Below are 11,970 nucleotides of genomic sequence, written 5' to 3' on the forward strand. Positions count from 1 at the left end.
ATAAAAAGAAGCCATGAGTAAAAAAGATCAATACGGCCTGGAATTCCTGAAAGTAACGGCAGGCGGTGATGCCGGATATGATTGTGTCCGCAAGAATAGAATTGTTGATGAAAATAATCTGTTGCAGTTTTTACGTTATTTAAATATCTCCAGAACTGAATTCCTTTTGAAGGAAATCAATTTCTATCTGGATGATACTCCCGATCCGGTTTGGGAACCTTATGACTCAATGGTGCTGGAGCATATGGATTTACAAATTGCTTATCCTGATTTTATAATTGATGGGCAGTCCACTGCTTTTCCATTGGCAGACATCAGAGACCTATTACAGGAATGGTTGGAATTCTTACAATCCTAAATTTTTTGCATGAATAAACCGCTTGTTTAATGTCATTTATCTAACGGATTGATGCTTTTTTTGATTATAATAAAATATAAGTAAATATTTCTTTTAAAAATTGATTTATAAGCGTATATGTGTGGTATGTGGCCATAAAATGATTAAAATATCAATGTTTTTCGGAATTTTGTGAGTATTTTTGGCGGGACTAAATATAAACAAACCACCAAGTACTGATTCATCTTATGATCTTAATTGTTGATGACAACCAAAGTAATCTTTACTCACTGAAAAAACTACTGGAATCCAAAGATTTTCAGGTAGATACGGCCGATTCCGGAGAGGAAGCATTAGGGAAAGCCATAAAAAATAATTACGCATTGATTATTTTGGATGTGCAGATGCCCGGCATGGATGGGTTTGAAGTGGCTGAAACCTTAGCCGATTACAGCAAAACAAAAGAAGTTCCCATTATATTTTTATCCGCAGTCAGTACGGAGAAGAAATTTATCACCCGTGGTTATGCCTCAGGAGGAAAGGATTACGTCACAAAACCTGTGGATCCTGAAATTTTGCTGCTTAAGGTGAAAACTTTTTATAACCTTCAGGAGCAGAGCCTTGCCATGAAAAAGACCCAGCAGAGCTTGGAGTTGGAAGTCAAAGGAAGGAGAGAATCCCAGGTGACCATGAAGTCGCAGATTGATCATTTTCAGTTAATGCTGGAATCTCTGCCGCAAATTGCGTTTACACTTAATGAAGAGGGAGAAATAGAATTTGTGAACCTTAAATGGTACCAGTACTCAGAGTCAGATCTGGAATTTCCGGAAGTTCATCCTGATGATCTGGATATCAGAGAAGAATTTGAGCGTTGCAGAAAAAAGAATAGAGCGCTTGAGCTTGAAGTCAGAATAAAAAATATAGATTCCGGAGACTACCGTTACCATCTTTTAAGAGTGACGCCGGTAAACGATGAAAATGGAGTCAAAAACTGGGTAGGAACCTTTACCGATATCGACGATCAGAAAAAAGTGGAAAAAGAAAAGGATGAATTCCTGAGTATTGCCAGCCACGAACTGAAAACCCCTTTAACTAGTATAAAAGCCTATGTTCAGCTGCTGGACCGTAAATTAAAACTGGACAAGCAAAGTGCTGAAGCCGGTTTTATGGGCAAAGTTCAGGATCAGATTGAAAAACTGAATACCCTGATCACCGACCTGCTCGATGTTTCCAAAATAGAAAACGGAAAGCTGAAGATCAACAGAAAGCCAACCAGCCTTGAAAACCTGATCAGCAGTGCCGTGGAAACCATCATACAGACCCATGACGAAAATAAAGTCAAAATAAAAAGACACGGAATAAAGCCTGAAATCCTGATTCCTTTGGATGAGATACGCATAGAACAGGTCCTGATCAATTTCCTGACCAACGCCATTAAATATTCTCCTCAGAACAACCAGGTCATTGTCACCACATTTGTAGATGAAGAAAAGCAGGAAGTCAAAGTAAGTGTCACCGATTTTGGAATTGGAATTCCGGACTTTAAGCAGGATGCTGTATTCCGAAAGTTTTACCGTGTAGAAGAATCATCACTGCAGTTCCAGGGAATGGGAATCGGACTGTTTATCTGCTCCGAAATCATCAAACAGCATCATGGAACTATTGGAGTATCCAGCAAACTGGAAGAAGGTTCCACATTCTATTTCACCTTACCTTTAAATTAATCTCATGCCGAAAAAAATAATCAGAAATCTTCAGTTTGGGGTCGCATTTTCTTTACTGATCCTGATTGCCAGTTCAGTGGCATCTTATATGAGTATCCAGAAACAGATGGATCACCGGGAAAGCCTGTCTCAAAGCAGAAGATCCATCACTGGCGTAAAAGATGTTCTTGTTGCTTTACTCGATGCAGAAACCGGAAACAGAGGCTACCAGCTTACAGGAAGAGAAAACTTTCTTGAACCTTATAACCGTAGTTTAGGAGAGTATACAAAGGCGTTTGAACGTGTAAAGGCTTTAGACATTAAAGATAGAAAACAGCTTGAGCGTCTGGATGCTTTAGAAAAAAATGTAAACAGTAATGTTGAGAATTTAAAGCAGTTTGTTCAGAACAGACGAAACGGTATAGTGATGACGCAGCAACAGATTCTGTTGAGCAAAAGCTATATGGATAAATGCCGTCAGATCGTCCGAGATTTCGTTCAGTACGAAGAAGCTCAGCTTGAAATTAAAAATAAAGATCTCAATCGTTCATCCAGCACTACGGTGATGTTCATTATCGTTTCGGCGATAGCAGCGGTGGTGGTTACTATTTTCTTTTATATTAAACTGAGAGCAGATCTGATCCGGAGAGATAAATTAGAAAGCGAATTACGTGCAAAAGATCTTGAAATAAGCAGACGTGTAAGTGCGATTCAGCAAATTGCAAATAGAGTAGCCAATGGTGATTACAGTCAGAAAGTGGTTGATAATGCAGAAGACGACTTAGGAGATCTTGTAGATTCATTGAATCACATGACCGATTCCCTGAAGAAGTCTTTTGATAAGATTAATAAAAGCGACTGGCGCCAGAAAGGTCTTGCCTTACTGAATGAATCTTTAGTTGGAAATAAGTCAGTGAAGGAAGTTTCCGACTCCTCATTAAACCAGCTTGTGGAATATGGGAAATGCATCAACGGAGCTTTATATCTGTTTGATGAAGGAACCCTTAAGCTGAGTACGGCTTTTGGTCTGGAAAATACCATGAAGAAAACTTTCGAACCGGGAGAAGGAATGGTAGGTCAGGCCTATACCAATGAAAAAATGCAGGTGTACAACAATCTTCTTGAAGAGGATTTTGTGGCAAGTTTCGCCAGCAGCAGAATAAAAATAAACGGAATTTTATTACTTCCGATCCATGCAGACGGACACTGCATTGGTGTACTCGAATTGGGATCCGGTTCAGATTTCGATCAGGACAGACTGGATTATTTCGAAGAATGCAGCAGAAATATCGGGATTGCTTTAAATGCAGCAAAAGGGCGTGAAAAGGAACAGCAGTTACTGGAAGAAACCCAGGCGCAGTCAGAAGAACTGCAGGTACAGCATTCCGAACTGGAAAACCTGAATACGGAGCTGGAAGCACAGACCCAAAAATTACAGGCCTCCGAAGAAGAACTGAAAGTACAGCAGGAAGAGCTGATGCAGGCCAATGCCGAACTGGAGGAACGTTCAAGACTTCTTGAAGAAAGAAATCACATGATCGCCCAGAGAAACGGGGAGATCCAGAAAAAAGTGGAAGAGCTTGCTTTAAGCACCAAATATAAATCTGAGTTTTTGGCCAATATGTCCCACGAACTGAGAACACCACTGAATTCTATCCTTCTTCTTTCAAGGTTAATGGCGGAAAATCCGGATGAAAATCTAAACGAAGATCAGGTAGAATCAGCTAAAGTGATCCAGAGTTCAGGAAGCAGTCTGTTGACGCTTATTGATGAGATTTTAGATCTGGCCAAAATAGAATCCGGGAAAATGACCCTAGAATACCAGGATGTAGTCGTGAATGATGTCATCAGAGACCTGAGAAGTCTGTTTAATCCAATTATTCAGGAGAAACAGATCAAATTTGATATTCATGTGGATGAAGAGGTGCAAAAAACTATTGAAACCGACAGACTTCGTGTAGATCAGGTATTGCGCAACCTTTTATCCAATGCAATAAAGTTTACGACAGAAGGAAGCATTAGTTTAAACATAAGAAAAGATACGGAAAACAAAGACTTCATTGTTTTCAGCGTAAAAGATACGGGAATCGGGATTCCGGAAGAGAAGCAGGCGATTATTTTTGAAGCGTTCCAGCAGGCGGATGGTTCTACACGACGCAGATTTGGTGGTACCGGATTAGGACTTTCTATAAGCCGTGAAATTGCACGATTGCTAGGCGGAGAACTGACCCTGAAAAGTAAAGTGGATGAAGGAAGTGAATTTAGCCTTATCATTCCTATAACAGCAGTTTCTGAAGTTATTCAGCCGGAAAATGATCAACATCTGGTAGCGACCATTCGTGAAGATGTGGAAGAAATTCAGAATATCCTGGAAGATACGGAAGCTTCAACAGCATTGCATTTGGAAAACCTTGAAATTCCTGAAGATGTAGATGATGACCGCGATGGAATCACAGCTGAAGATAAAGTGATCTTAATCGTAGAAGATGATATCAATTTTGCGAAGGCTCTTCTGAAATACACCCGTATGAACAATTATAAGGGAGTTGTGGTGGTAAGAGGAGATTACGCCTTGTCTGCAGCGGTTCAATACCATCCGCAGGCCATTTTACTGGATGTTCAGCTGCCTGTAAAAGACGGCTGGAAGGTAATGGATGAGCTTAAATCCAATTCTGCAACGAAACATATTCCGGTGCACATGATGTCTGTCCTGCAGCTTGAAAAAGAAAGCTTGATGAAAGGAGCTATCGACTTCATCAACAAGCCGCTCGCTTTAGATAAAATGACAGATGTTTTCAAGAAAATTGAAGATGCGCTTCTGATGTCTCCTCAAAAAGTTTTGATCGTAGAGCATAATGCCAAACATGCCAAAGCATTATCATACTATCTGAGCAATTTCAATATTTCGTTATCCGTAGAAAATAATGTGGAAGACAGTGTGAAAGCATTGACCTCAGACCAGATCGACTGTGTGATTTTAGATATCGGAGATTCAAGAAGCAGCGAATACAAGGTAATTGAATCCATCAAAAGCCACGAAGGACTCGAAAACCTGCCGATCATTATTTTTACGGAACACAGTTTATCCAAATCCGAAGAACTTAAGATCAAGCAGTATGCAGATTCAATTGTTGTAAAAACTGCTCATTCTTACGAAAGAATTTTAGATGAAGTAGGTTTATTCTTACATTTGGTGGAAGAAAAAAACAACTCTATTGAAACGGTAAGGAACAAAGTTTTAGGATCGCTGACGGAAGTATTAAGTGGGAAAAAAATATTGATTACCGATGATGATGTCCGAAATATTTTCTCTCTGACGAAAGCCCTGGAGAAATATAAAGTGGAAGTCGTGGTGGCCATGGACGGAAAACACGCCTTAGAGCAGATCAAAGAACATAAAGACATAGACGTAATTTTAATGGACATGATGATGCCTGAAATGGATGGCTATGAAACCATAAGAGAAATCAGAAAGATGCCGATGTTTACAAGGCTTCCTATCATCGCTGTAACGGCGAAATCCATGATCGGGGACCGTGAAAAATGCATCGTGGCAGGTGCTTCAGATTACATCTCAAAACCGGTGGATATCGATCAGTTATTGTCCTTACTGCGCGTCTGGTTATATGAAAGTTAAATGATGAATAAAAAGATTTTGATTGTGGACGATGATCCACGTAATATATTTGCACTGAAGCTGACGCTGAAATCAAGAGGATATCAGATTGAAAGCTGTACAATGGCTCAGGAAGCCATTCAGATATTAAAAGAAAAGGCAATAGACATCGTCCTTATGGATATGATGATGCCAGAAATGGATGGATATGAAGCCATCAAAATGATTAGAAGCACACCGTCTATAAGCCAGATTCCTGTGATTTCCGTTACAGCTCAGGCCATGCCGGAAGACCGTCAGAAATGCCTGGATGTGGGAGCTCAGGACTATGTCTCAAAACCTGTGGATGTAGACCAGTTAATGATTGCCATCGAAAAACTGTCTTAAATGCTGGAACCAAGTATCGTAAAAGATGAAGAGGTAGAATACTTGATAAAAGATGTGTATGAGATGTATGGGTATGATTTTTCCGAGTATAGCAGGGCTTCTTTTAAACGCCGGGTCAACAGGATTTGTCTGATCGACAGGTTCACCAGTTTCGCAGAGTTGCGGTATACCGTTCTCAATGATCCTGAATACCTGAAACGTTTTGTAGAAGAAATCACAGTGAACGTGACTGAAATGTTCCGGGATCCGCTGTTCTTTAAAAAGCTGAGAGAAAAGATTTTGCCACAGTTGGGAACCTATCCGCTGATCAGAATATGGGTGGCGGGATGTTCTACGGGTGAAGAAGCTTATTCAATGGCTATTTTGCTTAAAGAAGCCAATCTCTATCACAAATCACTGATCTACGGGACAGACCTGAATCCTACCGTTTTGGAAACCGCAAGAGCAGGAGTCTTTCCGTTGCAGCAGATGAAGCTGTATTCAGAGAACTATATGTTGTCCGGTGGGAAAAAGGATTTTTCAGATTATTATACAGCCAATTATGACAGCGTAAAATTTGATAAAAGCTTACAGGAAAAGTTGATATTATCCACTCATAATCTGGTTTCAGACAGCTCTTTTAATAGTTTCCAGTTGATCATCTGCAGAAATGTACTGATCTATTTTGACCGGGAACTGCAGGAACGCGTCTTTAAACTTTTTGACAGCAGCCTTGAAAATTTGGGGTACCTGGCTTTAGGATCAAAGGAAACCCTGAGATTTTCGAAACTGGATAAAGTATACCACCAGGTCGATGACCAGCGAATCTGGAAAAAAACAGAGCATATCTAATACATTGACCATGGAACCTAAAAACACAAAGACAGAACTGGTAGTGATAGGAGGATCAGCAGGAAGCCTGCAGGTCATTCTGGAAATGCTGAAAAAAATAAAAACCGAATTGAGTTTCCCCATACTGCTGGTGGTACACCGTAAAGCATCCTCAACCAATGTTTTACAGACCTTACTGCAGCAGTTTGTACCCATGGAAGTGATCGAGGTGGATGACAAAACGGAAATTGAAATTAATAAAATATATATAGTCCCAGCAGATTATCATTTATTATTTGAAGATAAAAAAATGATGTCGCTGGATTTCTCCGAAAAGATGAATTATTCCCGACCGTCTATTGATGTAACCTTCAAGTCTGCGGCGGAAGTGTACGGTGAAAGCCTTGTCGGTGTTCTGCTTTCAGGAGCCAATGCAGATGGAGTGGAAGGCTTGGGATTTATTAAAAAGAACAAAGGAAAAGTCTGGATCCAGGAACCGGAAACCGCTGAAGTAGATTATATGCCCAAACATGCGGTACAGGAAGTGGATTATGACCTGATCATTAAACCGGATAATTTGGCGGATTATATCAATCAGCTGTAAAAGAGAAATTAAATAAACTAAAGATTTAAATAGAACTACTATGAGTACAAAGAAAATTTTGATTTTTGATGATGATACAACTATTTTAGAAGTTATTACCATCATTTTCGAAGAGAATGGTTATCAGGTCGAAATTTCAGAAACATCTCATGACATATTGGAAAAAGTGGCCCAGTTTCAGCCGGATGTTATTCTTATGGACAACTGGATCCCAAAGATTGGCGGGGTAGAAGCGACCAAACTTTTAAAAAGTCATGATGAGTTCAAATCTATTCCTGTCATCTATGTGACGGCCAATAATGATATCGTAAGACTGGCTGAAGAAGCTCAGGCCGATGATTATGTGGCAAAACCGTTTAATCTGGATGATCTGGAAGATAAAGTGGCTAAATATTTAAAATAATCAATTGTTATCTCAAACGAAGAAGAGCCTTTGTATCTGAAGGCTTTAGGTTAAAAGATAGTCAGGAAGTTTCCAGTCTTGAACTTTTGGTTTATTTTGCTTCAAGGCAAAAGAACAGATAAAGAAATAAAGAATTAGATCTTATGATCAATTGAAATTATAATAAAAAAATCCTTACATCATTGTAGGGATTTTTTTCTAAATAATCCTTCTCATCGGTCTTCGCCGTAATTCTTCAAAATGTCTGATCCTTTCCCGGATAAGCTCAACCGTGCATTTTCCATTATTAATTTCCGTGATCAATGCTGAAAGAAATAATTTCAACTGACGGTCAGACAGTACTCTATCCGTAAACGTAGTGGCGATGATGGTCTTTTTAGAAACAATATTCTGTGTAAAGATATATTCACCCTCCAAATCTACATGGATATGAAACTGATCTGCTATACTGACTGACAGGTACCGATGGATCAGGTCGATATTTTGTAACATATTTTCCATCCTGGTGTATTTATAAGATATACAATAATATTCATGCCATAGTTGTTTTTTTAATTTTTTTTTAATTGATAATCAGCGACAACAGAGATGATCACTGGATATTTTAAAATAAATATTATCTTGCTGTCTGTGATGAGTTTCAGGATGACCTTTGAAAACTCGGATCCATACAACCAGAGCCTCATATTTATGTTAAAAGATATCATAGCCAAAGACCTTACTGTTATTTTTTGTGGAATCAATCCCGGGTTGAAATCTGCTGAAGACGGCCATCATTTTTCAGGGAGAAGCAACCGTTTTTGGAAAGTAATGCACCAGTCAGGTTTTACACCCTACCAGATTGAAGCGGAGAATGACAGGGATTTTTTAGATTTTGGATTGGGTCTCACTACTGCTGTAGCAAGAGCTACTTCCCGTGCTGATGAGCTGTCAAAAGATGAATTTGACAGTTCCTTAGAATTTTTTAAAACGAAAATAACAGAATTTAATCCCAGATATATTGTATTTCTAGGTAAAGCGGCTTATCAGGCTTTCTCTAAAAAGAAGCAGATTTCATGGGGTCTGCAGCCTGAAGATTTCTGTGGTTCCATCGTTTGGGTTCTGCCCAATACCAGCGGTCTGAACCGTGGATTTTCATTGGATGATCTGGTTGAATATTACAGTGGGTTTTATGCTGAGACTCAAAAATAAAAAGATCTGACTTTTGAATTCATTGTATTTCATCGGTAAAAATACATATTAAAAGTTTTCTGCTATTTTTGATTATAAGGAATATAATCCTGCCACTTCCAGGGTATGCACGTATCGCCAACTACAGTTTCTACAAGTTCCTGAAATACCTTTTCTCCATTCTCACTGTTGATCATAATGATCACTGAAATTCCTTTCTCCGGAAAATTGATATTATAATTCCTCCAGGAAATTCCGTTGCCTTCTTTAAAGAAAGCTTTCCCATAACGGGGGCATTTCAAATATCCCCAGCCAAGGCCATAGGAAAGATGAATGGCTTTATTTTCCGTGGTGGTTTCTTCCTGAATAGGAGGGAACTGAGTTTTTGAGTAGATAGCAATCTGTGGCGAAAGCATTTCCCTGTACAGTTTTTTACTCATTCCTTTCTGCTGCATCATGTTTTCAATAAATTGGGTATAATCGGCAATAGTTGTCACCAGAGAACCTCCGGCTACAGGCTCGGTACGTTTCTTTTTTTTGTTGATATCGCCGTTATTCATATGTCCTACTGCTACATTGCTGTCTCCAAATGATTCATGCCAGATATACCCGGTTCTGGTCATTGCAAAAGGGTTGAATATTTTTTCGCGGGCAAGTTCATCTATATTTTTTCCGGTAATTTCTTCCACGACCAACTGAAGGAGCTTATATCCTTCTCCGGAATAAGCATATTTTGTACCCGGATTAAAATAAATTTTCATGGTTCCGATGGTATCCTGCTTTCCGGTTTTCGGGTGAAACCACCTTACATTTGGAAGTCCGGTAGTGTGATCAAGGCACATTCTTGCCGTAATAGATTTCCACCTGCTGTCTCCTTGAAGGTCAGAAAAGTACTCATATTCAGCAATTGGCTTTTTCAGATATTGATAAAGAGGCTTGTCGAGAGCTAAAACTTTTTCTTCCGTCAGTTTCATAATCAGATATCCGAAAACCGCTTTGCTGAATGAGGCACCATATACGATTGTTCCAGTATCCATCAATGCTTTTTCAGGCTTATTTCTAAAACCGTATGATTTTATAAATACTGTTTTATTGTTATTCAGAACTGCAAGATTGAGCCCTTGAATATGAGCCGTATCCATTAGTTTTTTTACTACGAGATCAACCTGTGAAGGAGTTACAGTGGTGCCATCGATTTTTCGTATCGTCTGCAGTTGAGAAAAGACAGGATTTCCTATAAACAGCAGAAAAATAAAGATCAGATTGTATTTCATATTCTTTGATTTATGAATGATCAACTGTTATATTTTCCCTTTTGTGCTATACATCTGCATGTGGAAGATAGAAGGCTGGAAGAACAAAAAAATGTTGGAGTTTAATGTCTCCATTGTAAATATAAAGAATTATATGATAGTATATTCTAAACCATAATATGCATAGATAATGCGTAGAAAAATATTACTTTTATACATCAGAAATTTAGAATGTTTACGAAGTTAAGAGCCCATATCGAGAAAATTGTTCCGTTGAGTGATGAGGAGTTTGAACATATTTCATCATTTTTCACCTGTAAAAAATATAAAAAACACCAGTTTCTCATTCAGGAAGGTGAGTTGGTTACGTGTAATTATTTTGTGATCAAAGGTTTATTAAAGCTTGTGTATACGGATGACACCGCAAAAGAACATATTGTAGGTTTTGCTATGGAAGATTGGTGGGAAACCGATTTTCAGGCGTATTACAAGCAGACCCATGCAACCATGTCTCTGGAATGCATAGAAGATACCGAAGTATTGTGTCTCCGTCTCGAAGATTACAGAAAACTGTGTGAATCATTTCCAAAACTGGAACATTTCTTTCTCGAAAAGGCTTATATGGGATTTATTTCCGCTCAGCAGCGTATCATCTCATCAATGACTGTCGGAATCAAAGAACGGTATGAGCAATTGGTTGAAAAATACCCGTCTCTGATTCAGCGTGTTCCAAAGTCACTTCTTGCCGCTTATCTGGGCGTTTCCAGAGAAACTTTAAGCCGTCTTTCCCTTTAGATTTGTGATTTTTCTCACTTGATAATCGTGATCATAATCACGCGGATTTATGGTACCTATTGAGCAATTTTGTAAAGTAAACAGAAGACAAAATTCAATGACTACATTAGAAAAAAGAACCGTAAATCCATGGAAATGGCAGGAAGAAAGAAGCTATTCTCAGGCAGTGGAAGTGAAAAACGCATCAGGAACTTTATACTGTTCCGGTCAGGCCGCCATTGATCCGGACGGTACCTCCAGTGATAAAGACATGAAATCCCAGCTGGAACAGGCCATAGCCAATCTGGAAGAGGTGATCAGAACTGCAGATTATGAATGTAAGGGAATTGTCCGATTAAATATCTATACGACTTCCACAAAAGAACTTTGGCCCCATTTCCCGATCCTTCAGGAATGGATTGCAAAGCACAACATCGAGCAGGCTGTAACGATGCTGGAAGTAACCGGATTATTCGAAACGTTAAAAGTAGAACTGGAAGCAACGGTTGTTAAATAACCTGAATTTGGATTATGAGTTGGAGTGTCGGAGAGTTTGAGGGTTTGAGGGTTTGAGAGTAAATTGGGTTTATAGGTGATGGTGGCTTCGAGTGCCTCCTTTAGATTAGCAGAGGATAAAAGTTATTAACTTTAGAGAAAGAGAAAGCATTTAATTAAACTAAGAGCGCCTCCGAATAAGATTCATGGGCTGATAAAGAATTAAATGCTTTATTCATTTAAAACTCAAATAGAAATACGGGATTAAGGCCCATTATAAGGAGTTGAGTAAAAATGAAAATCTCTTTTCCCTTTTTTAACCTAAACCCAAAGTTATGGAAAAAGTAATAATTGGCATTGATATCAGTGCAAGAACCTTGGACATCTGCAAAAAAGAAGACAAAAAAAAAGATTTTTT

At 38.9% G+C, this 11,970-nt stretch carries 12 protein-coding genes; 10 read left to right on the plus strand and 2 right to left on the minus strand.

What is annotated here, in order from left to right; all coding sequences use genetic code 11:
- Positions 1–13: 13 nt before the first annotated feature.
- From BUA72_RS12330 to BUA72_RS12360, 7 genes are all read left to right on the plus strand, one after another.
- Positions 14–358, plus strand: coding sequence for a hypothetical protein (locus tag BUA72_RS12330; protein ID WP_072923125.1), 345 nt, complete (start codon positions 14–16; stop codon positions 356–358).
- Positions 359–585: 227 nt separating this feature from the next.
- The gene (locus BUA72_RS12335) at positions 586–2,061 is read left to right on the plus strand and encodes an ATP-binding response regulator (protein WP_047456045.1); all 1,476 of its coding nucleotides are present in this window, start codon (positions 586–588) and stop codon (positions 2,059–2,061) included.
- 4 nt (positions 2,062–2,065) lie between these two features.
- The gene (locus BUA72_RS12340; protein WP_072923126.1) at positions 2,066–5,677 is read left to right on the plus strand and encodes a response regulator; all 3,612 of its coding nucleotides are present in this window, start codon (positions 2,066–2,068) and stop codon (positions 5,675–5,677) included.
- The gene (locus BUA72_RS12345; RefSeq protein ID WP_047456047.1) at positions 5,678–6,043 is read left to right on the plus strand and encodes a response regulator; all 366 of its coding nucleotides are present in this window, start codon (positions 5,678–5,680) and stop codon (positions 6,041–6,043) included. It abuts the gene before it with no gap.
- Positions 6,044–6,874, plus strand: coding sequence for a CheR family methyltransferase (locus tag BUA72_RS12350; protein WP_072923127.1), 831 nt, complete (start codon positions 6,044–6,046; stop codon positions 6,872–6,874).
- A gap of 10 nt (positions 6,875–6,884) precedes the next feature.
- Entirely contained in the window at positions 6,885–7,457 is a 573-nt protein-coding gene (locus tag BUA72_RS12355) for a chemotaxis protein CheB (protein ID WP_072923184.1), read from the plus strand.
- A 40-nt stretch (positions 7,458–7,497) separates the two neighbouring features.
- Positions 7,498–7,860: a response regulator gene (locus BUA72_RS12360; RefSeq protein WP_047456049.1), complete on the plus strand. Its 363-nt coding sequence runs from the start codon at positions 7,498–7,500 to the stop codon at positions 7,858–7,860.
- Positions 7,861–8,058: 198 nt separating this feature from the next.
- Here BUA72_RS12360 and BUA72_RS12365 read toward each other — a convergent pair whose 3' ends face one another.
- Entirely contained in the window at positions 8,059–8,361 is a 303-nt protein-coding gene (locus BUA72_RS12365; protein WP_072923128.1) for a hypothetical protein, read from the minus strand.
- A gap of 189 nt (positions 8,362–8,550) precedes the next feature.
- Here BUA72_RS12365 and mug point away from each other — a divergent pair, with 189 nt between their 5' ends.
- Positions 8,551–9,051, plus strand: a complete 501-nt coding sequence (mug, locus tag BUA72_RS12370) for a G/U mismatch-specific DNA glycosylase (RefSeq protein ID WP_072923185.1) — start codon at positions 8,551–8,553, stop codon at positions 9,049–9,051.
- A gap of 62 nt (positions 9,052–9,113) precedes the next feature.
- On the opposite strand, the gene BUA72_RS12375 is transcribed toward mug, so the two are convergent.
- Positions 9,114–10,304 (minus strand): serine hydrolase domain-containing protein, encoded by a 1,191-nt coding sequence (locus tag BUA72_RS12375; RefSeq protein WP_072923129.1) that lies wholly within the window; start codon positions 10,302–10,304, stop codon positions 9,114–9,116.
- A gap of 210 nt (positions 10,305–10,514) precedes the next feature.
- Here BUA72_RS12375 and BUA72_RS12380 point away from each other — a divergent pair, with 210 nt between their 5' ends.
- On the plus strand, positions 10,515–11,078 hold the full coding sequence (locus tag BUA72_RS12380; protein WP_072923130.1) for a Crp/Fnr family transcriptional regulator: 564 nt from the start codon (positions 10,515–10,517) through the stop codon (positions 11,076–11,078).
- A gap of 97 nt (positions 11,079–11,175) precedes the next feature.
- Complete coding sequence (locus tag BUA72_RS12385; RefSeq protein ID WP_072923131.1) at positions 11,176–11,574, plus strand: RidA family protein; 399 nt, start codon at positions 11,176–11,178, stop codon at positions 11,572–11,574.
- Positions 11,575–11,970: the final 396 nt, after the last annotated feature.

Origin of the sequence: Chryseobacterium sp. OV279, from assembly GCF_900128945.1 — a bacterium.
Taxonomy (GTDB): Bacteria; Bacteroidota; Bacteroidia; order Flavobacteriales; family Weeksellaceae; genus Chryseobacterium.